23 protein-coding genes and 7 tRNA genes are annotated in these 24,761 nt (G+C 71.2%); 17 read left to right on the top strand and 13 right to left on the bottom strand.

Features of this window, described 5'->3' with window-relative positions; all coding sequences use genetic code 11:
- Positions 1-17: 17 nt before the first annotated feature.
- The 5 genes from ACFYWX_RS20660 to ACFYWX_RS20640 all read right to left on the bottom strand — a co-directional run bounded on the left by ACFYWX_RS20660 (position 18) and on the right by ACFYWX_RS20640 (position 455).
- Positions 18-89, bottom strand: a tRNA-Val gene (locus tag ACFYWX_RS20660).
- 11 nt (positions 90-100) lie between these two features.
- Positions 101-172 (bottom strand) — tRNA-Val (locus ACFYWX_RS20655).
- A gap of 23 nt (positions 173-195) precedes the next feature.
- A tRNA-Val gene (locus ACFYWX_RS20650) sits at positions 196-267 on the bottom strand.
- A 1-nt stretch (position 268) separates the two neighbouring features.
- A tRNA-Cys gene (locus ACFYWX_RS20645) sits at positions 269-342 on the bottom strand.
- 40 nt (positions 343-382) lie between these two features.
- Positions 383-455: transfer RNA gene (locus tag ACFYWX_RS20640), tRNA-Gly, on the bottom strand.
- A gap of 222 nt (positions 456-677) precedes the next feature.
- Between ACFYWX_RS20640 and ACFYWX_RS20635 the strand changes: the two genes are divergently transcribed.
- Genes ACFYWX_RS20635 through ACFYWX_RS20625 form a run of 3 tightly spaced genes read left to right on the top strand, consistent with a single transcriptional unit; the run spans position 678 to position 3,498 of the window.
- The gene (locus ACFYWX_RS20635) at positions 678-1,802 is read left to right on the top strand and encodes a chorismate-binding protein (RefSeq protein WP_389425497.1); all 1,125 of its coding nucleotides are present in this window, start codon (positions 678-680) and stop codon (positions 1,800-1,802) included.
- On the top strand, positions 1,799-2,620 hold the full coding sequence (locus ACFYWX_RS20630; protein ID WP_389425496.1) for an aminotransferase class IV: 822 nt from the start codon (positions 1,799-1,801) through the stop codon (positions 2,618-2,620). The genes ACFYWX_RS20635 and ACFYWX_RS20630 overlap by 4 nt, the downstream gene beginning before the upstream one ends.
- Positions 2,621-2,673: 53 nt before the next feature.
- Positions 2,674-3,498 carry a GNAT family N-acetyltransferase gene (locus ACFYWX_RS20625; protein WP_389425495.1) on the top strand — a complete coding sequence of 275 codons (825 nt, stop codon included), beginning with the start codon at positions 2,674-2,676 and terminating at the stop codon, positions 3,496-3,498.
- Positions 3,499-3,664: 166 nt separating this feature from the next.
- Here ACFYWX_RS20625 and ACFYWX_RS20620 read toward each other — a convergent pair whose 3' ends face one another.
- Positions 3,665-4,192, bottom strand: coding sequence for a DsbA family protein (locus ACFYWX_RS20620; RefSeq protein WP_389425494.1), 528 nt, complete (start codon positions 4,190-4,192; stop codon positions 3,665-3,667).
- A gap of 222 nt (positions 4,193-4,414) precedes the next feature.
- Between ACFYWX_RS20620 and ACFYWX_RS20615 the strand changes: the two genes are divergently transcribed.
- Together ACFYWX_RS20615 and ACFYWX_RS20610 are read left to right on the top strand one after the other, a co-directional pair.
- Positions 4,415-4,861 (top strand): hypothetical protein, encoded by a 447-nt coding sequence (locus tag ACFYWX_RS20615; protein ID WP_389425672.1) that lies wholly within the window; start codon positions 4,415-4,417, stop codon positions 4,859-4,861.
- Between the two features lie 152 nt (positions 4,862-5,013).
- Entirely contained in the window at positions 5,014-5,166 is a 153-nt protein-coding gene (locus ACFYWX_RS20610) for a hypothetical protein (protein WP_166662397.1), read from the top strand.
- A 98-nt stretch (positions 5,167-5,264) separates the two neighbouring features.
- On the opposite strand, the gene ACFYWX_RS20605 is transcribed toward ACFYWX_RS20610, so the two are convergent.
- A complete protein-coding gene (locus tag ACFYWX_RS20605; protein WP_389425493.1) occupies positions 5,265-5,825 on the bottom strand; it encodes a CGNR zinc finger domain-containing protein in 561 nt (186 codons plus the stop codon).
- Positions 5,826-6,076: 251 nt separating this feature from the next.
- Complete coding sequence (locus tag ACFYWX_RS20600; protein ID WP_004002642.1) at positions 6,077-6,490, bottom strand: SsgA family sporulation/cell division regulator; 414 nt, start codon at positions 6,488-6,490, stop codon at positions 6,077-6,079.
- 191 nt (positions 6,491-6,681) lie between these two features.
- Between ACFYWX_RS20600 and ACFYWX_RS20595 the strand changes: the two genes are divergently transcribed.
- From ACFYWX_RS20595 to ACFYWX_RS20565, 7 genes are all read left to right on the top strand, one after another.
- A complete protein-coding gene (locus ACFYWX_RS20595; RefSeq protein ID WP_389425492.1) occupies positions 6,682-7,140 on the top strand; it encodes a TIGR02611 family protein in 459 nt (152 codons plus the stop codon).
- A gap of 88 nt (positions 7,141-7,228) precedes the next feature.
- Positions 7,229-7,300 (top strand) — tRNA-Val (locus ACFYWX_RS20590).
- Positions 7,301-7,972: 672 nt separating this feature from the next.
- The gene (locus ACFYWX_RS20585) at positions 7,973-9,262 is read left to right on the top strand and encodes an ABC transporter substrate-binding protein (protein WP_389425491.1); all 1,290 of its coding nucleotides are present in this window, start codon (positions 7,973-7,975) and stop codon (positions 9,260-9,262) included.
- Entirely contained in the window at positions 9,262-10,257 is a 996-nt protein-coding gene (locus ACFYWX_RS20580) for a carbohydrate ABC transporter permease (protein WP_389425490.1), read from the top strand. The genes ACFYWX_RS20585 and ACFYWX_RS20580 overlap by 1 nt, the downstream gene beginning before the upstream one ends.
- Positions 10,257-11,150 carry a carbohydrate ABC transporter permease gene (locus tag ACFYWX_RS20575; protein WP_389425489.1) on the top strand — a complete coding sequence of 298 codons (894 nt, stop codon included), beginning with the start codon at positions 10,257-10,259 and terminating at the stop codon, positions 11,148-11,150. The genes ACFYWX_RS20580 and ACFYWX_RS20575 overlap by 1 nt, the downstream gene beginning before the upstream one ends.
- A 10-nt stretch (positions 11,151-11,160) precedes the next feature.
- Positions 11,161-11,751, top strand: coding sequence for a hypothetical protein (locus ACFYWX_RS20570; RefSeq protein WP_389425488.1), 591 nt, complete (start codon positions 11,161-11,163; stop codon positions 11,749-11,751).
- 106 nt (positions 11,752-11,857) lie between these two features.
- Positions 11,858-14,593, top strand: coding sequence for a Tat pathway signal sequence domain protein (locus tag ACFYWX_RS20565; RefSeq protein WP_389425487.1), 2,736 nt, complete (start codon positions 11,858-11,860; stop codon positions 14,591-14,593).
- Positions 14,594-14,651: 58 nt separating this feature from the next.
- Here ACFYWX_RS20565 and ACFYWX_RS20560 read toward each other — a convergent pair whose 3' ends face one another.
- The 4 genes from ACFYWX_RS20560 to ACFYWX_RS20545 form a co-directional block, all read right to left on the bottom strand.
- Positions 14,652-14,858, bottom strand: a complete 207-nt coding sequence (locus ACFYWX_RS20560; protein WP_389425486.1) for a hypothetical protein — start codon at positions 14,856-14,858, stop codon at positions 14,652-14,654.
- Positions 14,859-14,869: 11 nt separating this feature from the next.
- A complete protein-coding gene (locus tag ACFYWX_RS20555; RefSeq protein ID WP_389425485.1) occupies positions 14,870-16,186 on the bottom strand; it encodes a diaminopimelate decarboxylase in 1,317 nt (438 codons plus the stop codon).
- Between the two features lie 225 nt (positions 16,187-16,411).
- Positions 16,412-18,073 (bottom strand): helix-turn-helix domain-containing protein, encoded by a 1,662-nt coding sequence (locus ACFYWX_RS20550; RefSeq protein WP_389425484.1) that lies wholly within the window; start codon positions 18,071-18,073, stop codon positions 16,412-16,414.
- Positions 18,074-18,375: 302 nt separating this feature from the next.
- Positions 18,376-20,778, bottom strand: coding sequence for an SCO7613 C-terminal domain-containing membrane protein (locus ACFYWX_RS20545; protein WP_389425483.1), 2,403 nt, complete (start codon positions 20,776-20,778; stop codon positions 18,376-18,378).
- Positions 20,779-20,872: 94 nt separating this feature from the next.
- Here ACFYWX_RS20545 and ACFYWX_RS20540 point away from each other — a divergent pair, with 94 nt between their 5' ends.
- The 3 genes from ACFYWX_RS20540 to ACFYWX_RS20530 all read left to right on the top strand — a co-directional run bounded on the left by ACFYWX_RS20540 (position 20,873) and on the right by ACFYWX_RS20530 (position 21,855).
- A complete protein-coding gene (locus tag ACFYWX_RS20540) occupies positions 20,873-21,319 on the top strand; it encodes an SRPBCC family protein (protein WP_389425482.1) in 447 nt (148 codons plus the stop codon).
- A 39-nt stretch (positions 21,320-21,358) separates the two neighbouring features.
- A tRNA-Val gene (locus ACFYWX_RS20535) sits at positions 21,359-21,430 on the top strand.
- 50 nt (positions 21,431-21,480) lie between these two features.
- Positions 21,481-21,855 carry a hypothetical protein gene (locus tag ACFYWX_RS20530; RefSeq protein ID WP_389425481.1) on the top strand — a complete coding sequence of 125 codons (375 nt, stop codon included), beginning with the start codon at positions 21,481-21,483 and terminating at the stop codon, positions 21,853-21,855.
- 89 nt (positions 21,856-21,944) lie between these two features.
- On the opposite strand, the gene ACFYWX_RS20525 is transcribed toward ACFYWX_RS20530, so the two are convergent.
- Positions 21,945-22,670, bottom strand: a complete 726-nt coding sequence (locus tag ACFYWX_RS20525; protein ID WP_389425480.1) for an exonuclease domain-containing protein — start codon at positions 22,668-22,670, stop codon at positions 21,945-21,947.
- A gap of 170 nt (positions 22,671-22,840) precedes the next feature.
- Here ACFYWX_RS20525 and ACFYWX_RS20520 point away from each other — a divergent pair, with 170 nt between their 5' ends.
- Together ACFYWX_RS20520 and ACFYWX_RS20515 are read left to right on the top strand one after the other, a co-directional pair.
- A complete protein-coding gene (locus tag ACFYWX_RS20520; protein WP_389425479.1) occupies positions 22,841-23,464 on the top strand; it encodes a DUF4365 domain-containing protein in 624 nt (207 codons plus the stop codon).
- Complete coding sequence (locus tag ACFYWX_RS20515) at positions 23,461-24,687, top strand: hypothetical protein (RefSeq protein WP_389425478.1); 1,227 nt, start codon at positions 23,461-23,463, stop codon at positions 24,685-24,687. The genes ACFYWX_RS20520 and ACFYWX_RS20515 overlap by 4 nt, the downstream gene beginning before the upstream one ends.
- Positions 24,688-24,761 lie beyond the last annotated feature (74 nt).

The raw sequence follows: 24,761 nt of genomic DNA, 5'->3' as shown, positions 1-24,761 counted from the left end.
CTGGGGGCTTCGGTGTGTGGACGATACTGGGATTGAACCAGTGACCTCTTCCGTGTCAGGGAAGCGCTCTCCCGCTGAGCTAATCGTCCTCGGGACTGCGTGCGCGATACTGGGATTGAACCAGTGACCTCTTCCGTGTCAGGGAAGCGCTCTCCCGCTGAGCTAATCGCGCGGATCGAAGCCGTGAGGCTCCAGTGGACGATACTGGGATTGAACCAGTGACCTCTTCCGTGTCAGGGAAGCGCTCTCCCGCTGAGCTAATCGTCCTTGGAGGTGGAGACGGGATTTGAACCCGTGTAGACGGCTTTGCAGGCCGTTGCCTCGCCTCTCGGCCACTCCACCAGGAGTGCAGGGGTTCGGGAAGATCCCCTGGTTTCCTACGAGCGGACGACGAGGCTCGAACTCGCGACCTCAACCTTGGCAAGGTTGCGCTCTACCAACTGAGCTACGTCCGCCTGTCGTTTCGGTCCGCTCCCGCGTCCCGGCGACGTGATGAACTCTAGCGGATTCCCGGGCCAGCACAAAAACGCGTTTGTGCAGCGTGCTGCGCTACGTCCCCTCGACGACGAGGTCAGCGCACCCTACGTGCGCCCGAAGCGACCCCATAGCGCACCCGAAGCGGCCGCCGGAAGCCGTCCCGAGGTCACCGCCAGGACACCCGCCCTAGACTCGACATCGTGCCCCACCTCCCTCCGCTCGCCCGCTTCGGCGACCGTGTCGCCACCGGTCTCCTCGACGTCACCAGTGACCCCGCGGCCCTCGACTCCGCCGGTTTCTGGGCCGTCTGCGCGGACTACGAAGGCCGTCTGACCTGCGCCCGCTTCCGGGACGTGCGGGAAGAGCCCGTTCCCGCGCCGGTGCCGGGGCGTTGGCGGGGGCCGGCTCAGGGTGACTGGACGTCGTCGCTCGACCGCGCCGCGTACACGGCGGGGGTGCGGCGCATCCGCGAGCACATCGCGGCCGGCGAGGTGTACCAGGCGAACCTCTGCCGCGTCCTGTCCGCACCGATCCGGCCCGACGCGGACGTGGACGCGCTCACGGCCCTGCTGGCCCGAGGCAATCCGGCACCGTATGCAGGAACGATCCGGCTGCCCGTCCACGGCGTCGAGACGGCCACCGCGTCACCGGAACTCTTCCTGCGCCGCGACGGCCGGGTCGTCGAGTCGGGACCCATCAAGGGCACCGGGCGCACCGAGGCGGATCTCCTCGAGAAGGACTACGCCGAGAATGTGATGATCGTGGATCTCGTCCGCAACGACATCGGGCGTGTCTGCGCCACCGGCAGCGTGAGCGTCCCGGACCTCTGCGTCGTCGAGAAGCACCCCGGCCTCGTCCACCTCGTGTCGACGGTCCGCGGTGAGCTGCGCGACGGCGCGGGCTGGCCGGAGCTCATCGACGCCGCCTTCCCGCCCGGCTCGGTCACCGGCGCGCCCAAGTCGAGCGCGCTGCGGATCCTCGACGCGCTGGAGACGGCACCGCGGGGCCCGTACTGCGGCGGAATCGGCTGGGTCGACGCCGACCGGGGTACCGGGGAGCTGGCCGTCGGCATCCGCACCTTCTGGATCGACCGCGCGGAAGGGATGCTGCGCTTCGGCACGGGCGCCGGCATCACCTGGGGCTCGGACCCCGAGGGGGAGTGGCGGGAGACCGAACTGAAGGCGTCCCGGCTGCTCGCGGTAGCGTCGGGAACGTACGAGGTGAGTGGAGAGGGACTGACGTGCTGTGCCGACCCGGGGGGAACCCCCCGGACCCCCAGCCGACGGCAGGTACCCGGTACATCCTTGCGAGGTGGAGAGCAGTGAAGCTTTGGCTCGACGGCGGGCTGCAGGACACCGAGTCCGCCCGTGTCTCCGTCTTCGACCACGGGCTGACCGTGGGCGACGGCATCTTCGAGACGGTGAAGGCGACCGACGGGAAGCCGTTCGCGCTCACCCGCCACCTCGACCGGCTCACCCGCTCCGCACGCGGCCTCGGCCTGACCGACCCCGATCTCGACGAGGTCCGCCGCGCCTGCGCCGCCGTCCTGGAGGCCAACCCGATGCCGCTCGGCCGGCTGCGCATCACCTACACCGGCGGCCACGGCCCGCTCGGCTCCGACCGCGGCGAGCACGGCCCGACGCTCGTGGTGGCCCTCGGCGAGACCACCCGCCGCCCCGACTCCACAGCCGTGATCACCGTCCCCTGGACCCGCAACGAGCGCGGCGCGCTCACCGGCCTGAAGACCACCTCGTACGCCGAGAACGTCGTCGCCCTGGCCCGCGCGCACCAACACGGCGCCTCCGAGGCGCTGTTCGCCAACACCGTCGGACAGCTCTGCGAGGGCACCGGCTCGAACGTCTTCGTCGTCCTCGACGGCGAGATCCACACCCCGCCGCTCGGCTCCGGCTGCCTCGCGGGCATCACGCGCGCCCTGGCCGTCGAGTGGACCGGAGCCAGGGAGACCGACCTGCCGCTGGACGTGCTCGAGCGGGCCGAGGAGGTCTTCCTCACGTCCACCCTGCGGGACATCCAGGCCGTGCACCGCGTCGACGACCGTGAACTGCCCGGCGCGCCGGGTCCGGTGACCGCCAAGGCCATGCGGATCTTCGACGAGCGGTCCGGCCACGACCAAGATCCCTGAAAGCCTCGCACATGGGGCTGACGCAGGTCGTCGCGGCGGGTAGAAACCCATTGATGACCACGACCCTGCGGCCGACCGAGCCGCTTCAGCGTGCCGCCGACGGGGCGCTGTCCCGCCACTACCAGGTGTGCGTGAACAGCCGTCCCGTCGGAGCGATACACCTCTCGACGTCTCCTGTCTTCGGCCCCTCGGTCGCTCTGATCGACGACCTGCGCATCGAGGAACCGGACCGCCGGCGCGGCCGGGGCACCGTGGCCGCGCTCGCCGCCGAGGAAGTGGCGCGGGGCTGGGGCTGCAAGCGCATCGAGCTCAGAGTGCCGGCCGACGCCGAGACCGCGCTGCGGCTGGTGACCGCACTCGGTTACGTCCGCCGCAACTACGGCATGGAGAAGCAACTCGGTGCCGTCGCGCCCGAACTGCCCGCGGGCACCCTGGGCAGACCCATGACGGAGACCGAGTTCGGACCCTGGCTGGATCACGGAGTCGCGGACTACGCCCAGAGCTGGATCGACCGCGGAGTGCCCGGGGACGAGGCACGGGCCAGGTCGGAGCGGGACCACGCCCAGTTGCTGCCGCAGGGCCTGGCGACCGAGAACGTGCTGATCAGCGTCCTGGAACACGAGGGCACCCGGGTCGGCGCCCTGTGGGTGTCGCTCACCGGGGACAAGGCGTACGTCTTCGATGTCGAGACCGACGAGCGCCACCGCGGCCAGGGGCACGGCCGCTCCCTCATGCTGCTCGCCGAGGCCCAGGCCGTGGCCGCCGGAAAGCACGCGATCGGCCTCAACGTCTTCGCGGGCAACACTCCGGCCGAGCGGCTCTACGCGTCACTCGGGTATGTGCCGACGGGGTACTCGCTGTACAAGAACCTTCTGTGACCTGCCATTTCGCCTCATGCGTCGAACCGTGGGGCGCGCGGTCCGCTCGATCAGGCCGTTGCGCTCCAGCATGCGCGGGTTCCGGGTGAGCGGGCGTCTCCCGGGCGGCCGCGAGGCTGGGGATCATGCCGCGGTGGTCGTCGACCGAACAGCCGCCGGGGCCGTCTCACCTCTGTTCGGCGAGCAGCCGGTCCGCGATCTGCTCGATGCGCTCGCGCAGGCCCTCCTGGCTCTTGCCGCCGTCGAGGCGTTCGCCGTCGATGACGTACGTCGGGGTCCCGGTCACGCCGATCGCCTTGCCCTCGGCCTGGTCGGCGTCCACGATCAGGATGTGCCGGCCGTCGATCAGCGCGGTGTCGAACTCCTCCGCGTCCAGGCCGATTTCACGGGCCACCGCGACCAGGAAGGGTTCCCCCTCACGGTCCAGCTCCTCGACCCGGCCGAGCACCGCCTCGACGTACGGCCATCCCTTCCCCTGCTCCACGGCCTCCTCGGCGGCCTGCGCGGCGGCGAAGGCGTGCTTGTGCTTCTCCAGCGGGAAGTGCCGCAGCCGCAGCTCCAGCCGGTCGCCGTAGCGCTCGCGCAGGGCGCGGAGGTCGGCCAGGGCGCTGCGGCAGTCCGGGCACTGGAGTTCGCACCACACGTCGAGAACGGCGGCCGGACGTACGGGTGCGGATGCGGGGGAGTCGCTCATGGCCACAGTCTCCCAGCCCCGGCTCGGCCACCCCAACCGGGACGGCCACGGCGTCCGCTCCGGTGCCCGCAGGGGTCGTACGACCGACCGGCACCTGCGGAGGAGCCGACCCGGAGATGTCCCTGATGTCAGGCCGGGGCATGGCTTGCCGGGGTGCGGGAGGTGCAGGATGGAGAGGACGAAAGCGACGCCTGCCCGATCGCGCCCCGCCTGGAGGACCGGATGATTGCCGAGACCGTCTGTGCCGCCGTCTCCGCCGCCGGTCTGGGCATCGCGGTGGTCACGGCCTGGCGCAAGCGTTACCTCGCGGCCGCCCGTATCGCGGCCTACGCCCTCGTGCCGCTCGGCCTGGTGATGACCGGCGCCGTGGAATGGGCCGCCGAAACCGCCTTCAGCCCCACGGCGTGGGCCGGCTTCGTCGTGCTCGGCGGGGCCTGGGTGCTGTTCACGACCACCCGAGCCGTGGAGCGCCGCCGTGGCGGTGGGACTCGCCGGGAGCGCAGGGCCGCCCGGGCCGAGACCCGCGGCGAGGCGGTGGCCCCGACGGCCTCGGCGCCCTCCCTGGGGCAGGGCGCCCGCCCGGCGGCCAAGCCCGCCTCCGCACCTCGCGCGGGCTCGTCGGACGACTTCAGCGACATCGAGGCCATTCTGAAGAAGCACGGCATATGACCCGCGCATGACCGCTGAAACGACACAGAACGCGTCGGCCCGCGCGGAAATGATCTCGGCCTGAAAGCCAACGCGCGGAATTCGGCGCACTCCCGTTCATTCGGGGGCCCGGATCGCGCCGAGCGCGTCACCTGCGCCATCATCGCCGCGAGATGCTGGACACGACACAGAGCGATGCCGCGCCGCCTCAGGACGAGCCTCGCGGATGCCTTTTCGCCCTTTCCCAGCCACCGCTGATGATCTTCCTTGCGGTGATCGGGTGTCTGCTGCTCATCGCTTCGCTGCACGATCTGCTGTTGCTGTGAGCCCAACCCGCGGTCCCCGGCGCCACCCGCCGGGGCCGCGTCCACATCACCCCCCGGACCCCACCGGGGACACCGCATACAGTCCTGGCCGGGCTCTCTCAGCCCGCCGCCTCCTTGCGCCGCGCCCGGTACGCGGCCACGTGCAGCCGGTTGCCGCAGGTGCGGCTGTCGCAGTACCGGCGTGAGCGGTTGCGCGAGAGGTCGACGAAGGCGCGCCGGCAGTCGGGGGCCTCGCAGCGCCGCAGCCGTTCCTGCTCCCCGGCCACCACGAAGAAGGCCAGCGCCATCCCGCAGTCGGCCGCCAGGTGGTCGGCGACGGAGGCGCCGGGGGCGAAGTAGTGCACATGCCAGTCGTAGCCGTCGTGGTCCGTGAGCCGGGGCGTGGTGCCCGCGGCGGCGACCAGCTCGTTGATCACCGTGGCCGCGTTGCGAACGTCCTGGGCCGCGAAGACCGTGGCGAACCGCCCCCGGATCTTGTGCACCGCCGACAGGTCGAACTCCGAGAGCACCCCGACATCGCTGATGTCGTGGCCTTTCACGAATTCCGCGAGGGCCGCGACATCCGGCAGCCCCTCAGGGGTCGTGTCGTCCTCCGGGGCGGTGTTCACCAGATCCACCACGGCGTCGAGCGCACACCGGGTGTCGTGGGTGATCAGCACGTTGCGCTCCCTGGCCTGGGGGTCGGGCGGGTGCCCGCCGATGCTGGCCGATGGTAATGGCTTGGCGAGCCGGACCACCCTCCAGGCGGGGCGCCGACCCGCCTCACCGGCGTTCGGCAGCCGCACGAACGACAGGCGCCGTCACCGCGGTCTCCCACGGTGACGACGCCTGCGCATGCCGTATGCGGTTGTCCCGGCCCGAGCCGTCTCCCCGAGTGGACGGCGCCGGGCGGCTCAGAGGGGGCCTCGCCCTAGCTCTCCGCCAGGATGTGCGAGAGCTCCTGATCGAGATCGAAGTGGCGGTGCTCCGTGCCGGGAGGCACGGCGGCGTCCGTCCGCTTCAGGAAGGACTCCAGGGCCCGCGCCGGGGCCTCGAGCAGGGCCTCGCCCTCGGGCGAACTCAGGGCGATGCACACGACGCCCTGGCCATGGCTGCGCGACGGCCAGACACGGACGTCGCCGGTGCCGGTGGGCCGGTGGAGACCCTCGGCGAGGAGGTCGCGGGCGAACACCCACTCGACGGTCTCCTCGGCTCCGGTGTGGAAGGTGGCGTGCACGGCGTAGGGGTCGGCCGTGTCGTACCGCAGGCCTGCGGGGACAGGCAGGGAGGACTCGCTCGACACAACGAGGCGCAGGTGCAGCTCGCAGCTGACCGTGGTGTTCATAAGCGCCAGGGCCTTTCGCTCAGTGTGCGCTCGGGGATTCGCACGTCGGCGAAATCGACATGCCACCTACGGTGCCGTTGTAAACCCCTCTGAGTGTTTTGCGTGTGTTTACGTAACTCTTCCGGCCGAGAGCGCCTTGGCACGGTACCGCCATTCCGGTGACCGGTTTCTCTCCGGTAGGGTTTGGCTGTATGAACACGGGGAGTAACGGGCCTGGCGAGGTGGCCGTGGCGGCGGACGAGACGAAGACCGACGGGGCGCCCGAGGGGCGCGAGCAGGGGCTCGGCTCCAAGGCGCCGGAATTCATCAAGGCGCGCCGCATGCTGCACCTCAGCTGGCAGGTGGGCGTCTTCGTCATCGGGCTCGCGGTCGTCGTCGCCGGCATCATCATGCTGCCGCTGCCCGGACCGGGCTGGGTCGTGATCTTCGGTGGCATGGCGATCTGGGCGACCGAGTTCGTCTGGGCCCAGCTGGTGCTTCGCTGGACCAAGCGCAAGGTCACCGAGGCGGCCCATCGGGCCCTCGATCCGAAGGTGCGGCGCCGCAACATCACGCTGACCGCGATCGGTCTGGTGATCGTCGCCGCCATCGTCGGCTTCTACCTCTGGAAGTTCGGCCTCGTGATGCCCTGGAAGATCAAGGACCAGTGATCCGCAACGCGGGTGCGGGAGCCGGTCGTCGGCGGTCGGCCATGGTCACGGCCACCCCCTGACATGGGGTAATGTTCTCCCTGCGCCCGGGCGATTAGCTCAGTGGGAGAGCGCTTCGTTCACACCGAAGAGGTCACTGGTTCGAACCCAGTATCGCCCACCCGGAAACAGTGGCCCACCTGCGAGACAGCAGGTGGGCCGCTGTCGTGTGCGCGGGGCGCGCGACGGCATCCGGTCGCCTTCACATCGGCTGCTGGGCTCCACAAGGCCGCCGGCGGCGCAGGGGCCGGCGAGCCCGGGCGGCGGCCCCGGAGGCGCCTCACCTGTGGCGGTGGCGCTTGCTGAGCAACCTGGGGCGAGCGCTGACCGGGGTGGCCCGAGTGCCGGCCGGCGCGCTTCTCGGTCACCTGCCGACCCTGACCCGGGTTCACGCGCTGACACGGACCCCACCCACTGCCCCGGCCAAGCACCCCCAGCGTCTGCCGCGCAGCCTGCCGACCCCTCACCTCCGCCCGCGCGCACCTCCAGACCTCCAGCCCCACCACCCCCTCCCGCCCCCCAAGTCCCCACCCCACAGGCGACTTTCAGCCGGAAGGCAAGCCCTTCCTCGGCCGTTCGTATGTTCGGCCCCCCGGTCACGCACCCCTCACCTGCGGTATTGCACCGCCCGCCGAGCCAACCCGCCCGGCCGCCCCGTCCAGCCGCCCACCGGCCCCCCAAGAAATTCCTGTCCGAATCATTGACGCACCCTCAAGCCCTCCGTAGCTTGTGCCAGCAAGCGCTTACTTGAAACGATTCATACAGGCGGCAACGCTGCGGGGAGGGCCCGACTGTGGGAACCAGCAGGAATGTTGAGAGGCGTACGATCCTGAAGGCCGCCGGTGCCACGGCGGCCACGCTCGGGCTGGCCGCGACGACCGGTTGTGGTGGCGACGGCGGCACCTCCGCGGACGGGACGGTGACGATCCGTTATGCGTGGTGGGGGGCCGAGGACCGCGCCGAGCGCATCAACAAGACCATCGCGCTCTTCGAGAAGAAGTACCCGAAGATCAAGGTGAAAACGGACTTCCAGCCCTACCTCGACTTCTGGAAGAAGTTCAACACCCAGGCCTCCGGCGGCAATCCGCCGGACGTCTTCCAGAATGCCATTGGATTCCTGCGGAAATACGACGCGAAGAACGTGCTGCTCGATCTCAGTGAGCAGGTCAAGGCGGGCAATCTCTCCATGGACGGCTTCCGGGCCGGTCTGGACAAGTTCGGTGAGATCGACGGAAAGCTTCTCGGCGTTCCGGTCGGCTCCAACTCGATGGCCCTGGTGATCGACAAGCCCGTCTACACCCGAGCGGGTGTGAAGCCGGTGCAGGGCTGGACCTGGGACGACTTCGACGCGGCGATGAAGAAGATCCGCGACAAGACGGGGCGTGCGGGCGACAGCGGCATGTACGGCGTCATGTACCTCTACGACCTGTACCTGCGTCAGAACGGCAAGGCCTTCTTCACCGAGGACGGACTCGGCTTCGCCGAGGCCGATCTGAAGGACTGGTGGACCAAGGCCAAGAAGGGCGTCGAGGAGGGCGTCTACGCCGACGCCAAGAAGGTCGCCCAGATCAAGCCCAAGTCGGCGGTCTCCGCGGAACTCGCCGCAGGTGAGTTCACGTGGGACAACTTCACCGTCCGCTACACCGCCGAGGGCAAGAGCGAGTACGGACTGGCGCCCATCCCGACCACGGACGGCAAGAAGACCGGCCAGTACCTCGGCTCTCTCATGCTCAGCGCCTCCAAGCGCACCAAGCACCCCAAGGAAGTCGCCCAGTTCATCTCTTTCATGGTGCACGACCCCGAGGTCGCCAAGATCATGGGCTACGACCGCGGTGTGCCGGCGACGCAGGCCCAGTTCGACGCGTTCAAGCCGACCGACGAGGTCAACAAGGCGATCGCCGCCTACGAGGAGTCCCTCGTCAAGGCGGGCGTCCTGGAGCCCATCACCCCGCACCCGAACGGCGCGGACATCTGTGAGTCCGCGTTCCTGCGCATCGCCGAGGAGCTCGCCCTCGGTACGCGCTCGGTGGACGACGCCGTCAAGCAGTTCTTCACCGAGTCGAAGACGGCTCTCGGCAGCTGATGGGAACCACCGTGACACACGCCCCTGCGATGGAGGGCCTGACCAAGGACTCCGAGCCGCGGCACGGTCCGGTGTCCTCGCGCCCCGCCGAGCTCAAGCGGCGGGGCCGCCGGGAGAACCTGGCCGGCTATCTCTTCATGTCTCCGTGGATCGCCGGCTTCCTGCTGCTGACAGCGGGTCCGATGATCGCCTCGCTCTACTTCGCGTTCACCGACTACAACCTGTTCGACACGCCCAAGTGGATCGGACTCGGCAACTTCTCCGAGATGTTCGGCGACCCGCGCTGGCGCCACTCGGTGCAGGTGACGATGTGGTACGTGGTCGTCGGCACGCCGCTCAAGCTGCTCGCGGCCCTCGGCGTGGCGCTGCTCCTGGCACAGAAGCGGCGGGGACAGGCCTTCTATCGGGCCGCCTTCTACGCGCCGTCGCTGATCGGGGCGAGCGTCTCCGTCGCCATCGTCTGGAAGGCGATCTTCTCGGACGACGCGGTCGTCGACCGTACGCAGAAGCTCTTCGGGATAGACGTGGGCGGCTGGACCGGCGACCCGGAGATGATCATCTACAGCCTGGTGGCGCTCACCGTCTGGCAGTTCGGCGCCCCCATGGTCATTTTCCTCGCCGGCCTCAAGCAGGTCCCGCGCGAGCTGTACGAGGCGGCCGAGGTCGACGGGGCCGGCAAGATGCGGCGGTTCTGGAACATCACGCTGCCGATGATCTCCCCGGTCCTCTTCTTCAACGTCCTGCTGGAGACGATCCACTCCTTCCAGATCTTCAGCTCGGCGTACATCGTCGGCGGCGGCGCCGGAGGCAACGCCTGTGGTCCCGCGGACGGTTCGATGGTCTACACCTGCTACCTCTATGTCCAGGGCTTCGAGAACAGCCGGATGGGCCTGGCCTCCGCCATGGCCTGGATGCTGCTCCTCGCGGTCGCCCTGGTGACGGCGGTGTTGTTCTGGTCCCAGAAGCGCTGGGTGCACTACGAGGAGGGCGCCTGATGAGCGCGCAGGCCACCGACATCACCCCGGCCCGGGCTACGCAGGCGGGCAGGCTCCGTCGCAGGCTGCCCGGTTCCCTCGCCTGGCACCTCGGGGCCCTCGCGATCCTCGCGGTGATCCTCTATCCGGTGCTCTGGGTCATCGGCGGTTCCCTCAAGAAGAGCGAGGACATCGTCGGCAGCCTTGACCTCTTCCCGGGCTCCCCGACCACCTCGAACTACACGCGGCTCACCGAGGGCATCGCGGACATCTCGATCTCCACCTTCTTCGTCAACTCGCTCACGCTCGCGATCGGTTCCGTGATCGGGATCCTGCTGTCCTGCTCACTGACGGCGTACGCCTTCGCGAAGATCAGGTTCGCCGGCCGCAACCTGCTCTTCACGCTGATGATCGGCACGCTCCTGTTGCCTTACCACGTGCTGCTGATCCCGCAGTACGTGTTGTTCCGCAACATGGAGATGATCAACACGTACACCCCGCTCCTGCTCGGGAAGTACCTGGCCACGGAGGCGTTCTTCGTCTTCCTGATGATGCAGTTCATGCGCAACCTGCCCAAGGAACTCGACGAGGCGGCCCGCCTCGACGGCTGCGGACACCTGCGCATCTACTGGTCGATCGTGCTCCCGCTGTGCCGCCCGGCCCTGATCACCAGCGCGATCTTCACCTTCATCAACTCCTGGAACGACTTCATGGGCCCGCTGATCTACCTCAACGAGCCCGACAAGTACACGGTCTCCCTCGGTCTGAAGATGTTCGTGGACCAGGAGGGCGTGGCCGACTACGGCGGCATGATCGCCATGTCGCTGGTGGCGCTGCTGCCGGTGCTGGCCTTCTTCCTCGCCTTCCAGCGCTATCTCATCGACGGCATGGCGACGTCCGGGCTGAAGGGCTGAGGCGGTCACGATGGCCCAAGCACGCGTGAAGGCGCGCAAGGAGTCGGTCCTCGCCGAGCGGTTCGCCGTGTTCGCCGAGTGCCTGCTCACCGGCGTGTGGATCGCGGTGGCCTCACTGGGCGTGGTCACCTACCCGGCCGCCTTCGCCGCCGGCTCCCGGCATCTGCGCCGTCGCACGGCTCATGAGGGCGGCGGCTGGCGGGAGTTCGTCGCCGACTTCCGAGTGGCCGTGCGCGCTGGCTGGCTGGCTGGTCTCGCGGGGTGGGCGGCGGCTGCCGCGGTCTGGGTGGACGTCCAGGCCGCGCGGGCGGGGATTCCCGGTGGGCCGCTCGTCGGAGCCGTCGGCCTGTTCGCGCTGATCGGGCTCGTGGTGGCCGGGCTGCGCGCGGCAGCGGTCTGGACGCCCGGCGCCACCTGGCGCGCCCTGCTCGCCCAGGCCGGCCGTCGCACCGTCCTGGACCCCGCCGGGTCCTTCCTGATCATCGCCGGGCTGGCCGTCGTAGCCCTGTCCGCCTGGTTCATCGCGCCGCTGGCGGTTCCCGTCCTGGGAGCCGTCGCGGCGGCGGCCGTCGCCGTGGAGGAGCGGTACCGGCACCGCTGACGGGCGGTGCCCTCGTACGAAGGTCGGCGCCCCGGGCGTCGCACCTCTCTCTGTCATGTCCCTGACCAGCTGCACGGAAATGCTTCCCGCACGGAAAGGAAAGGCCATGTCCCCCATCCCCCGCAGGTCCCTCCTCAAGGCGGCCGCCGTGGCCGGAGCCGCCGCCCAGTTCAGCTGGGCGCTGGGGGCCACCGAGGCCCAGGCCGCACCGAGAGCCGAGACCGCGAACGCGGACCCGGTGACCCTGGACTGGCTGGAGGACGGTGGTCTCGGCGCCGCACCCGGCTCCACCCTCGGCGTGCCCTGGCCCATGGGCGTCTACCCGGAGGACCAGAAGTTCGCCCTGACCGACGCCGACGGCAAGGACGTGCCCGTACAGTCCTGGCCGATCGCGTACTGGCCGGACGGCTCCCTCAAGTGGACCGCGCACGCCGTCAGTTCGGGCAACGGGAAGCTCACCCTCGCCGTCGGCAGCCCCGCCGCGCCCGCCAAGAAGGTCACCGTCGACAAGAGCGGCGGCACCATCGACGTCTCGACCGGCGTCATCACGGTCAGGATCGGCAGGGACGGCGCCACACTGATCAAGTCCGTCAAGCGCGGCTCGACCGAGATCGCCAAGAACGGGCGGCTGGTCCTGATCCGCCAGCCCGAGATCGAGGACGAGGACCAGGGCACCGTCAAGACCGAGCGCTTCGACGGTGCCATCGGCGACGTCACCGTCGAACAGGAGGGGCCGGTCCGCGCGGTCGTCCGCATCGACGGCAAACACCGCAAGGGCAGCCGCAGCTGGCTCCCGTTCTCCATCCGCCTCTACTTCTACGCGGGCGCCGACTCCTTCCGCATGGTGCACACCATCACCTACGACGGGAAGCAGGAGCCCGGCAAGGCGAGCGGCGACTTCATCCGCGGCCTCGGCGTCCGCTTCAGCGTGCCGATGCGCGACACGTCGTACGACCGTCACATCCGCATCGGCGGCGAGGGCACCGGACTGCTGCGCGAGGCCGTCAAGGGCATCACCGGACTGCGCCGCGACCCTGGCGCGGCCGTCCAGGCGGCCCAGTACGCGGGCGAGAAGCTGCCCGACCCGTCCACCTGGGACCAGCGGGTCACCACCCGGCTCCAGTACATCCCCGAGTGGGGCGACTACACCCTCTCCCAGCTCTCCGCCGACGGCTTCACCCTGCGCAAGCGCACCAAGAAGGGGTACGGCTGGATCGGCGCCGGTGGCGGCAAGCGGGCGTCCGGGTTCGGTTACGTCGGTGGCGTCAGCGGCGGATTCTCCTTCGGCCTGCGGGACTTCTGGGAGAAGCACCCCGCCCAGCTCGACATCCGCGACGCCCACACCGACGAGGCCGAGGTCACCCTCTGGCTCTGGTCGCCCGAGGCGCAGCCCATGGACCTGCGCTTCTACCACGACGGCATGGGTCAGGACACCTTCCCCGAGCAGCTCGAGGGCCTCAACATCACCTACGAGGACTACGAGCCCGGCTTCGGCACCCCGTACGGCATCGCCCGCACCTCCGAACTCCTCTTCTGGGCCAACGAGTCGACCCCGAGCCCCGAGAAGCTCGCCGAACAGGTCGAGGCCGTCCGCGTGCTGCCCCAGCTCGCCGCCCCGCCCAGGCAGCTCATCAAGGCCAAGGTCTTCGGCCCCGGCCTCTACTCCGAGCCCGACCGCTCCACGCCCGCCAAGGCCAAGATCGAGGACCACCTCGACTTCCTCTTCACCTATTACAAGGACCAGGTGGAGCAGCGCCGCTGGTACGGCTTCTGGGACTACGGCGACATCATGCACACCTACGACACCGTCAGACACCAGTGGCGGTACGACATCGGCGGCTACGCCTGGGACAACTCCGAGCTGTCGCCGGACCTCTGGCTCTGGTACGCCTACGTCCGCAGCGGCCGCGCGGACATCTTCCGCTTCGCCGAGGCGATGACCCGGCACACCGGCGAGGTCGACGTCTACCACATCGGGCAGTGGGCGGGCCTCGGCACCCGGCACGGCGTCCAGCACTACGCCGACAGCGCCAAGCAGCAGCGCATCGCCAACACCACCTACCGCCGCTACTACTACTTCCTCACCGCCGACGAACGCGTCGGCGACCTCATGCACGCCAACGTCGACTCCGACGAGACGTTCCTCGTCCTCGACCCCATCCGCAAGATCCGCACCGAGCCGTACACACCCGACCGGCATGCCCTGTCGATCGGTTTCGGCACGGACTGGAGCGGCCTGGTCTCGGCGTGGCTCACGGAGTGGGAGCGCAAGGGCCCCAAGTGGGAGAAGGCCAAGGCGCGCGTCCTGTCGACTATGGAGACGATCGCCGCCCAGCCCAACGGCTTCGTGCAGGGCAGCGGCCTCTACGACCTCGACACGGGCAAGTTCGCCGTCGCCGCGAGCCCCGTCGTCGGTGTCTCCCACCTCTCCGCGGTCTTCGGCCTCAACGAACTGTGCGCCGAGCTCATCCACCTCGTCGACATGCCGAAGTTCAACGAGGCCTACTTCGACTACTGCCGCTACTTCAACGCCACCAAGGCGGAGCAGGCCGCGCGCTACGGCTCCAACTTCGGCTCCCTCCTGCTCTTCCAGGGCCACTCGCGCCTCGACGCGTACGCGGCCGTGCAGACCGGGGACGCGAAGCTCGCCACGCGCGCGTGGGACAAGTTCTACAACTCCGACGGCTACAAGGAGTCCGCTCCCTGGAAGACGGAGCGGCTGAGCGGCCCCGCCACCCTGGTCGCGGGCAGCGAGGCCGCCTGGGTGTCCACCAACGACACCGCTCTCTACGGCCTCGCCGCCATCGAGAACCTGGCGCTGCTCGGCGACAGGATGCCGTAGCGGGACGCATGGACGAGCGGATCCCACGGCGCCACACGGGGATCCGCTCGTCCAGGTCCTAGTCGATGATCTGGTTGAAGAACAGGACGGCCGGGGCCACCACCCCGCCGCCCACGCTCACCGCGACGGGCCACGCGTTGCCGGCCAGCGCCGCCAGAACAGTGGCACCGATGCCGACCAGGGCTGCCAGCAGGAAGACGATGGCGGCGCGCTGACTGAGGAGCGGCCCGTCCCGGCCGGTGCGCCGACGGTTGGCCTGTGCCACCTGAGTGCTCCTTACCCGACTCCGAGAGCGGGCTCGTGCACGGGCACGTCCCACGGGTCCTGCGCGGGACGCAGGAGCTCGAAGTCGACGCGGCCGTCATCACCGGTGCGAACCCCGTGCACCGCCGGTTCGGGCAGGCTGTTGTAGTGGAACGGCGTCGAGAAGTAGTAGGCGCCGGTGTCCGGGACGGCGATGATGTCGCCGGGCTCCAGGAGCGGCATCGCGCGGTCGCGCGCCAGCAGGTCACCGGCGAAGCAGGCGGGGCCCGCGATGTCCTGACGGACCGGCCCGCCCCGCTTGGCCCTGCCGCTCGTGTCGTGCGCCTCGATCCGCAGGGGCCAGGCGTCCGGATTGAACACGGTCCGGGTGGCCACCTGCACTCCGGCGTGGGTGACCGCGATCGGCCGGCCGCCCACACTCTTCGTGTACTCGACGTACGCGGCGGTGAAACCGTTCTTGGCGAGGACGGAACGCCCGAACTCGGTGACGATCTCGTACCGGCCGGAGAACAGCGCGGGCGCCTGGGCGCGCAGCTGCTGGACGTACGTGTCGAAGCTCGGCGTGGTCTCGTCGTCGGCGAAGTTGACGGGCAGTCCGCCGCCGATGTCGATGCCGACGACCTGGCGCCGTCCGAGGGAGGCGTTGACCTCCTCGGCGAAATCCACGGCCTGCGCGATCCCGCGGGCCATGAGGTCGAGCGGGCAGCCCTGCGACCCGGCGTGCGTGTGCACCCAGGTCAGCCAGGGGTGGTCGTGGTAGGCGCGCAGCAACTGCCGTCGGCTGCCCGGGTCCGCCAGGGGCACGCCGAACTTCGAGGTGCTCGTCGCCGTGCTCATCGCGGCGATGCTGCCGCCGCCGATCTGGGAGTTGACCCGCACGCCGATCCTCGACACCGGGACGCGGTCGCCCAGCGCCCGGTCGATCCTGGCGAGTTCCTGGTAGTTGTCGGCGTTGACGGCCACGCCCAGGTCCAGGGCGCGCCGCAGTTCGGCCTCCGTCTTGGCCGGCGAGTCGAAGACGATCCGCTCCGGCGCGAACCCGGCGGCCGACGCGCGGGCCAGCTCACCCGCGGTGGCCACCTCGCAGCCCATGCCGAGCCGCCGCAGCTCCGCCAGCACCGGCACCAGGCAGTTCGCCTTGGCGGCGAACGCGTGCAGCACACGCGGTGAGGAGGGAAAGGCGCGGTGCAGGGACTCGACGGTCGCGGCGACGCCGTCGAGGTCGACGAAGGCGGCCAGCTGGGCCTGCTCGGCGTCCAGCAGTTGCTGCCGCACCGCTTCCCGCAGGATCCGTTCGCGCCGCTCGGCGGCAGAGGTCAGTCCGGTCATGATGAGCCTTCCGGTGTCGTGTGCGCAGCGCCCGGGACGTCCCCCGGGGTGGAACACCAGGCTGCTGTCCGCACCGGGGCGGCGTCTTCGTCGAGTCGTCAAAGACGCGGGCCTCACCGGGGCGGCGGGGTGCAACAACCACCGTGACGCGCCAGGGTGTTGTGCGGGACGACGAAGGAGAGGCCCTTGCTTGGTGGCCTCGGCCAAGCGGCTGCCGCCCGTCGCTCAGCGGGGCGTGCCGTCGGAGGGAACGCCGAGACGTAACTCCAGCTGGGCGAGCAGGCGGGCGTCGGGGTTCTCCAGGTCAAGCTTCGACACCTGCGCGATCCGGCGCAACCGGTAGCGCAGGCTGTTGGGGTGCACCCCCAGCGTGGGCGAAGCGGCGGACACGTCGCCGAAGTGGTCGAGGTAGGCGCGCAGGGTCTCCACCAGACAACTGCCGCTGTGCTCGGCGTCGAACGCCCTCAGCCGGGCCACCGAGGTCTGCGGTGGCAATGCCACCCCGCGCAGGGCGCCGACGACCTGCAGGATGCCCACCGTGTCCGCGACGTCCTCGATCCGTGCGACGGTGCGAGGCCCGGCGGCCTCGACGAGCGCCTGGAAGGCCGACTCGGCCGACCGGCGGGACTCGGGCGCCCGCGCCAGCCCCGGGGCCACGTCACCGAGCCCCACCTTCACCGGCGTACCGGTGGTCGCCGACAGCTGCTTGGCCAGCGATTCCCCCAGCCGCGTCACTTGACCGTCGGCTCGTCCCGGGTCACGGTCCAGCGAGCCCACCAGCACCAGGGTCCTGCCGCCCGCGGGGACCACCACGACCCGGTGACCCAGAGCCGCGCAGTGCAGGGTCAGCAGCCCGTGGAGCCCGGAGGGGTCGTCGTCCCCGTGGCGAGCGGAGCCGGTTCCGACCGCCAGGACGGCACAGGGTTCCCCCGGCGGCAGCGAGGCGCGCTCGGCGAGCACCTCGACGGATCCGCGGTCCTCCAGCAGCGCGCGGGCCGCGTCCTCCACGAGGCGGCTGTCCGAACTGTGGGTGCGGTGATGCAGTAGATGGGCGGCGGCGGCCCGGGTCGCCGCACGCAGCGCCTCCGAGGCGTTCGGGGCCAGCGGGCGGCCGGCGACCGCCGCCACCCAGATGGACCCCAGGGCCTCTCCGCCCGCCCGCACGGCGCCGACCAGACGCTCCGGATCCTGGCCGTGGGCCGGCCGGTGCAGTACGTCCCCCGCACCCCACAGAGCCTGGAAGAACCCGGCCTCCCGCATGGCCGCCACACGCCACGGCGGCACCCGCCGACCGAGGATGGTCAGCCGTCGCATCTCGTCCACGTTCTCCTCGGTGGAGGAGTAGGCCAGCACCCGCGACTCCGTGTCCTCGATGGTGACCGAGCCTCCCACCAGGGCCGCCACCGCATCGGCCAGGGAATCGAGATCACCCAGGCGCACACCGCCGGTCCCGGGCACCGAGGGGACGCCCGCCGAGGCCAGCCCGGCCCGCAGCACCCCCACAAGGTGTGCCCAGGTGCACCAGGCCGTACGGAAGAGCACCGCCGTGCCGCCCTCCTCCGCGGCCGCCTGCAAGGCCCGCGCGGTGGGCTCCGGCTTCCCCGGGCCGAACACCACACCCGCGGCACCCGCCTCACCCGCCCGGCGCACCACATCGACCGCATGCACCGAGCGCGGGTCGACGCCGACCGCGAGCAGCAACTCCCGCGGTCTGATCACGGGCTCCAGGACGTCCAGCACGTTGACACCGGTGACGCTCGCCCGCAGGCCCTCGGGGGCCGTGTACAACTCCAGGGCCCCCGCTCCCACCACGGACAGCAGGCGCTCCAGTGTCACCCGGGCCTCGTCGCCCGTGCCCCGGCCCGCCGCTTCCTCCAGGTCTGCCATGCCTCCCCCGTCCCCCGCCCGGCCCAGCCGCCTGCCGTCGCCGGCACCAATCGGACAACGTATGACAGCACGGGACTCGCCCGCAGTCGATATCGCACAAACGGTGCGCGAAGGCGCCCGCGACACCGACACGGGGTCTAGTGCCCCACCAGGCAACGTTCGCCCCGTCGCGACGCCCGGCACGCCCTCTCGCCGCACCGGGCACAAGCCCAAGTACATCCAGTACGAGGACGTGCACCCGGCACGCCGAGAGCACGCACCGGACGCCGCTCCTTGACGGGCAAACGTTGCCTGCCGGGGCACTAGTTCATCCTCCCCAGGACCTCCCGTACCCGCCGGACGTCCCGGATCCGCTGTTCGTACGTCGCACCGAGGGCGAGCAGCAGGAGTCCGGCGAGCGCGGGAGGCACCCAGCGGGGGAGCGCGTCGGCGACCTGGACCAGGTACGGGGCCAGCTCGTGCACCGCGTCCAGGACCAGCACCGAGCCGCCCAGTACGAGCAGAGCCCGCAGCCGGTGCCGGGCGCCCAGCAGGGTGACCAGCAGGGCGGCCGCGCCCAGCAGCAGCGGGCGCGTCCCGTGCTGGTCGCCCCAGGTGGCGACGAGGCTCGGCACCAGCGTGGCGGCGAGACCGGGGCCGTACGCCGTCCAGGACGAGGCCCCTGGATCGCGTCGGCGCCGCAGCGCACCGACGAGCAGAGCCGGGACGGTCACCGGGAGCGTGTACGCCTCCGGGGTGGTGACGTCCCAGGCGGCGAGCCTGACCCAGGCGGCCAGCAGGAACAGGGCGGCGGCCGTGTAGCCGACCGGCCGGCGCTCGGCCCGCACCGCCGTGCCCGCCGTGATCACGCCGCACAGGGCGAGGACCAGGGCCAGCATCGGCACATCGGTGACCGAGAGCTGCACGGCGAGCAGTCCGGCGGCGGCGCCCGTCGCCTCCACCGGCACGGTCGCCGGGGAGCCGCCGAGACGCGCGGCGAGCAGGGCCGCGACAGCGGGGACCACGAGGACCAACAGGGCCGTGTACTGCGGCTGCCAGCCCGCCGCCGCGCCCGTCGCGCAGGCCAGCGCGGTCGCGTACACGAACGCGGCCGGGGCGGTGAAGGGGGCCACGCGTGGCCGCCACGAGGCCGCGGCGAACAGGACGGTCAGGGCGGACAGCACGGCCAGGGTGGCGGTTTGCGAGGCCAGGGACAGGAAGGCGAGGTTCAGGGAGCCGATCAGGGAGAGCAGGGTCGTGGTGAGGGACCGCGAGGTGAACGCCGCTGCCGCCGTGAGGGTTCCCAGCACCGACAGACCCGCGAGGTAGGGCAGTTCCAGCGCCGAAGGAAGCGCGACCGCCGCCGCGCAGGCCAGGACCAGCGCGCCGGTCAGGGCCCTCGGACGCCACGTCGCGTTCCGGACCACCAGGGCGAGCACACCGGCGACGGCCACCAGGACGAGGAGCGCCTGGGCCGGGTACGGCGGCCACGGGGCGTGCACGGTCACCGCGGCGCGGGCGTCCGACGGCACCCCCGACCAGGGCCGCTCGACCCAGCCGACCGGACCCAGCAGCGCGACGGCGACCAGCGGCACCGTCCAGAGCAGCGCCAGCGCCTGCACCGAGCCGGCGGCCCAGGCGAGGCCGCGCTGCACGGGCTCCGGCAGCGGGTCCCGTATCGCCGCCAACAGCGCGACACCGCAGGCCAGATGGGCGGGCACTGCCCAGCCGCCGGGCAGGGCCACGCTCAGGACGGCTCCGAACGCCGCCACCAGCAGCACACCGCCCGCGAGCGCGTGGCCCGCCCTGGTCTCCGGCTTCGCGAGCCGCCAGGCGGCGACCAGGGCGGTCGCCGCCGCGAGGACCAGGAGCGCCGCCGCACGGGCGGCGGCGCCCGGACCGGCCGCTGTCCACGACAGCCAGCCGGCCGCCAACACGCCCCCACCGCCCATGCCGTACGCGCCCACGGCGGCGGTGACCCGCACGGACCTGGCGGCCGTCGTACGCAGGAGCACCACAGCCGTGTCGAACCCGGCTGTCACCAGCAGGGCGGCCGCCACGCCGTACGTCCCCGCGGAGGCCGCGATCGCCCAGAGCGGGAGCGGCAGTTGGGCCGCCACCAGCGCGAAGGGGAGGGGAAGCCGGAGCCCTGCCGGGCGGGGTCGCCCAGTGGGTTCCGCCGCGGGCTGTTCGGCCGTGACCGCTCCGAGCCCGAGCCCGTACCCGGTCCACAGCAGCGCCAGCACCGCCGACGCGAACGCCGCGTAGGCCGTACCGTCCGCGTCCGTGAGCGCGACCTCGTGCAGGGCATAGGCGTCCAGCACGGTCAGCGCGATCCCGAGGCCAGCCACCGACTCGGCGGTCGACCGCAGCCCGCGCCTCAGCAGCGGCACCGGCGCGGCAAGCGCGACCGCCGTGACCGTGCCGAGCACCAGGGCGCGTCCGGCGATGCCCATGTGCCCCCAGCTGACCAGCGTGAAGGCCATGGCCGCGATGGTGAGCAGGACGCCGCCGAGCAGGAGCAGCAGGTTCTGCACGCCCGGGGCGCTGGTCTCGGGGCCGGGCCCTGGGGATGCCGGCTGGTGGGAAGGGGCCTGTCGCGGCGGATGGAGGTGGGCGACCAGCCAGGCGCGGCGAGCCAGCAACTGGGCCCGGCGGGCGTCCAGTTGCCACAGCTCGGCGTCGAGGAGCCGCAACTCCTCGGCCGGAGGCGGAATGTGCGTCATGCCTCGGAGTGTGGTCTGAGTCACGTCACCCGGCATGAGTGCGCGTACTCAGGCCGTACTCAGATACCCGCCCGGGTACGGGCAGACTCTGCATATGGACTGGACGCACTACCGCTTCCGCAGCGTGTGGACCCTGCCCGCACCACCCGCAACCGTGTACGAGGCGCTGGAGCGCGTCGAGGACTACCCCCGCTGGTGGCGCCAGGTCCGCGAGGTGACCCGGCTCGACGACACCACCGGCGTCATCCGCATTCGCTCGCTCCTCCCGTACGACATGACCTTCACCGCCCGCGAAGGGCGCCGCGACCCCGCCGCCGGAGTCCTGGAGATCGCCATGTCCGGCGACATCGACGGCTGGGCACGCTGGACGGTCACCCCGGCCGACGCCGGCACCCTCGCCCGCTACGAGCAGGTCGTCGACGTCAACAAGCCGCTGCTCAGGAGGTTCGCCGTACCAGGGCGGGCGGTCTTCCGCGCCAACCACCGGCTGATGATGCGCGCCGGTCGGCGGGGTCTGGCCGCGTACCTGCAAGCGGTTTGAAGGAAACGCGCGGGGGCCTGTATTGTTCAGTCCGTTCCCGGGCGATTAGCTCAGTGGGAGAGCGCTTCGTTCACACCGAAGAGGTCACTGGTTCGAACCCAGTATCGCCCACCGGGAAAGAGCCGGCCCGCATTCCGCGGACCGGCTCTTTTTGTTCGCCCGTGGCGGGAACCGCAGACCCGCACCCCCCCGCGGCGCCGCTCTCTGGCTCCAGGCCAAGTCCTTCCGCCGCTAACCTCCTCGACCCGTCCGCGCACCCGGCAGACGAACCCCTCGACGAGGAACACCTGGAGCTGTACACGGCCTGGGCCGTGGCCCTCGACGCGGCCCACTCCTGGGAGCGGGCGATCACCGACACCACGACCGCCCCCCGCCATCGCTCCACCCTCGCCTCCCGGATCGGGCCCGCCCTCGCCGTGGGCCTGGTCGCCGCCACCCTGACCTCCAGCGCCGCCCAGGCCTCCAGCGGCGGAGGGGGCGGTGGCGGCGGAGACGTCGGCGGAGGCTCCGGCGGGGGAGGCGGCGGCTCCTGGTGACGTGGCCGGGGGCACGGCCGGCTCCGCCGGCGGAGGGGGGCCCGTGGTGACCCGCGGCCCGGGGCACCGCTGCCGCGCGGTGCTCGTTCCTACGCCGCCGCCGGCAGTTCCCCGCGCAACGGCCACGACGGGTCCACCGTCTCCTCCGTGCCGCTGCGCGCGAACCACGCCTGAAGGCCGCGTGCCTGCGCCGCGTGCCACACCGCCTGAAGGGTGTGCAACTCGGCGGGGGAGAGACGTTCCAGCCGGGCCGCGAAGCGCCGGGCCACCGCACGCACGACGTCCATCGCGGCCTTCGCGTCCGCGGCCGCGTCGTGCGCCTCGTCGAGGGTGACCTCGTAGTGCGCGCACAGATCGGTGAGCGTGCGGCGGCCCTTGCGGTACCGGTCCAGGTGCTTGTCCAGCACCCGCGGGTCCAGCACCAGCAGCGGCGACGCCTCGAACCAGTGGCTCAGCGACGAAGCCCGGTGCCGACGCAACTCGCGGTCCAGGAGCGTCAGGTCGAACGGCGCGTTCATCACCACCAGCGGGCGGCCCGCGGTGGCCTGTTCGGCCAGCAGCTCGGCTATCTCGTACATCACCGGCGCGGGCCAGCGGCCGTTGCGGTGCAGATGATCCTCCGTCAGCCCGTGCACCGCCGTCGCCTCGGCGGGCACCGGCACACCCGGATTCACCAGCCAGCGGCTCACCCGAGGCCGGGTGCCCGCGGCATCCTGGACGACCAGGGCAGCCGACACGATCCGGTCGGTCTCGACGTCCACGCCTGTCGTCTCCGTGTCGAACGCGGCCAATGGGCCTTCGTACCAGCACGTCATACCAACACCAACCCCTCGTTCAGCCACGGCAGCTGACGCACCGTCTTCTGCCTGTTTGGTGATACCCGGGCTGTTTGCGCCGTACGCCGGAAGGACACAACAGGAGTACGGGTCTTTGCAGTTCAGCGGCCCGGCTCGGGGATTCATCCGGCTGGAAAGGCTGTTCCGTCATGGCGATAGCGCAGCCCGAGCGGGGCGGGCTGCTGCCCGAGAGCATGGGCCCTCATCGCGGCACACTCGCCACCACCGCCTGCATGGAGACACTTCAGGTGGGCTACCTGCACGCCGTCGCGGCGGCCGCGGGATGCTCGCTGTCCCAGCCGTTCCCGGACAACGGCATCGACTGGCACGTCAGCCACAGCGCGCCCGGACACACGGTCGACGACGAGGTCACCATCAAGGTGCAGCTGAAGTGCACCTACCAGATCCCGCCGAACCCGCCCGCCCGTCTCCCACCACCACCCTCAACCGAGGGACCTGCGGCCCCGCCCCTCTCTACTCGCCGCTTCTTCTCCTTCACGCTCGACAACGACCACCTCAGGAAGCTCGCCCGCACCCCGGTCTCCGTGCACAAGATCCTTGTCGTGATGATCGTCCCCCGGTCCCAGGACCAGTGGCTGCGCGCCGGCCACGACCGGCTCGACCTCCGCCACTGCTGCTACTGGATCAACCTCGCCGGACACCCGATCACCGGCCGGCACCGGACCACCGTGCGGATACCGACCTCACGCATCTTCGACGACCGGGCGCTGTGCGAGATCATGACGCGGGCCGGGACGGGAGGCAGACCATGACCCACCGCCCGGTCGACGAACCGCTGTGGCCGGTCCGCCGGCACCCCGACGAGGACCAGTGGCACCGTCCCCCCGAGCCCGGCGAGGTCGACCCCGCCGTCCTGAGCACCCTGCTCCACCGCCACGGCTGGCAGCGACGCGGCGGCGCCGCCGGACGCTACGGCCGCTGGACCCCGCCCGGGCCCGGCAACAGCGGCACCAGCCTCCTCGTGCCCGAGAGCCGCGCTTTCCCCGACAGCGACGACCTGCTCGGCGAGGCACTCCTCGCCCTGTCCCGCAGTGGCACGCCCTCCGCGCGCGAGGTGCTCGTCGCGCTGTCCGTGCCGAGCGACGAGATCCACTGGTGGCGGGACGCGCCGGACGGCCCCGCCGGCGCCGCGCCCTGGACCGTCGAGGAACAACTGCGCGCCGCCGCCCGCCAGATGCTGCTCGCCGGGGCGCTCGCCACCCGCGCGCGTGCGGGCTACTACGGCGCCCGCCACCGGCGCTCCGCCGCCGCCATGCTGGACGACGTCCTCGTCGGGTCCGCGGCCGGCGGCCGCCGCCTGACCGCCCTCGTGCCCGTCGACACCGGGCGCCCGCTCGCCGTCCGCCTCCAGCAGGCCCTCTACGCGGCCCGCGAGGCCGTCGACTACCAGCGGGCCACCGGCGCCATGGACGCCTTCGACGGCGCCGTCGAGGCCGGCGTCAGCCGCGAGCTCACCGACGCGCTCATCGCCCTCGTGCGCGGCACCGAGGGCGCCCGGATCGCCGTCGAGTGGGCGCCCGCCGCCGGCGTCCCCGAGGACTGCGCGGCCACCGCCGACCCCGTCGAGTTCTCACCCGGCGACCTCCCCGTGCTGCGCGAGGCCGGGGCCCGCTATCTGCGCGACGAGCCGTCCGTGCCGGTGCGGATCACGGGCACGGTGGTACGGATGCGCAGGTCGGGGCCCCGCGGTGAGGGCTCCGTACGGCTGCGGGTGCTTGCCGGGGCCGAGGTGCCGTACATACGCCTGACCCTCGACGAGGAGGCGTACCGGATCGCCGGCCACGCCCACCTCGTCGGGCTGCCGGTGCGCGTGCAGGGGCGGCTGGAGCGCAGGGGCGGCTTCCGCAGGCTCACCGGCGTCACCGGGGTCGTACCGGTGCAGGTGGACGAGGCGGAGCGGGACCGGCTGATGAAGTCGGTCCAGGAGAACTCGGAGATCGCGGCCTTCTTCGAGGAGGCCTGCGGAGGGGAGTGATTTCGCGGAGGGTGGTCCGGGGTCGGTACGATCGCCTATTGCGTACGCAATACGTTCAGGGTGCGCTTCCACCT

Source organism: Streptomyces sp. NPDC002888 (genome assembly GCF_042888465.1).
GTDB lineage: Bacteria > Actinomycetota > Actinomycetes > Streptomycetales > Streptomycetaceae > Streptomyces.
This window is presented reverse-complemented; position numbering and strand designations above follow the sequence as displayed.

Bases quoted from the DNA above. Each gene is read 5' to 3' on its own strand.
- ACFYWX_RS20625 (WP_389425495.1), top strand. From the start codon at position 2,674: ATGACCACGACCCTGCGGCCGACCGAGCCGCTTCAGCGTGCCGCCGAC.
- ACFYWX_RS20620 (WP_389425494.1), bottom strand. From the start codon at position 4,192: ATGAGCGACTCCCCCGCATCCGCACCCGTACGTCCGGCCGCCGTTCTC.
- ACFYWX_RS20615 (WP_389425672.1), top strand. From the start codon at position 4,415: ATGATTGCCGAGACCGTCTGTGCCGCCGTCTCCGCCGCCGGTCTGGGC.
- ACFYWX_RS20610 (WP_166662397.1), top strand. From the start codon at position 5,014: ATGCTGGACACGACACAGAGCGATGCCGCGCCGCCTCAGGACGAGCCT.
- ACFYWX_RS20600 (WP_004002642.1), bottom strand. From the start codon at position 6,490: ATGAACACCACGGTCAGCTGCGAGCTGCACCTGCGCCTCGTTGTGTCG.
- ACFYWX_RS20595 (WP_389425492.1), top strand. From the start codon at position 6,682: ATGAACACGGGGAGTAACGGGCCTGGCGAGGTGGCCGTGGCGGCGGAC.
- ACFYWX_RS20580 (WP_389425490.1), top strand. From the start codon at position 9,262: ATGGGAACCACCGTGACACACGCCCCTGCGATGGAGGGCCTGACCAAG.
- ACFYWX_RS20575 (WP_389425489.1), top strand. From the start codon at position 10,257: ATGAGCGCGCAGGCCACCGACATCACCCCGGCCCGGGCTACGCAGGCG.
- ACFYWX_RS20570 (WP_389425488.1), top strand. From the start codon at position 11,161: ATGGCCCAAGCACGCGTGAAGGCGCGCAAGGAGTCGGTCCTCGCCGAG.
- ACFYWX_RS20565 (WP_389425487.1), top strand. From the start codon at position 11,858: ATGTCCCCCATCCCCCGCAGGTCCCTCCTCAAGGCGGCCGCCGTGGCC.
- ACFYWX_RS20555 (WP_389425485.1), bottom strand. From the start codon at position 16,186: ATGACCGGACTGACCTCTGCCGCCGAGCGGCGCGAACGGATCCTGCGG.
- ACFYWX_RS20550 (WP_389425484.1), bottom strand. From the start codon at position 18,073: ATGGCAGACCTGGAGGAAGCGGCGGGCCGGGGCACGGGCGACGAGGCC.
- ACFYWX_RS20545 (WP_389425483.1), bottom strand. From the start codon at position 20,778: ATGACGCACATTCCGCCTCCGGCCGAGGAGTTGCGGCTCCTCGACGCC.
- ACFYWX_RS20540 (WP_389425482.1), top strand. From the start codon at position 20,873: ATGGACTGGACGCACTACCGCTTCCGCAGCGTGTGGACCCTGCCCGCA.
- ACFYWX_RS20525 (WP_389425480.1), bottom strand. From the start codon at position 22,670: ATGACGTGCTGGTACGAAGGCCCATTGGCCGCGTTCGACACGGAGACG.
- ACFYWX_RS20520 (WP_389425479.1), top strand. From the start codon at position 22,841: ATGGCGATAGCGCAGCCCGAGCGGGGCGGGCTGCTGCCCGAGAGCATG.
- ACFYWX_RS20515 (WP_389425478.1), top strand. From the start codon at position 23,461: ATGACCCACCGCCCGGTCGACGAACCGCTGTGGCCGGTCCGCCGGCAC.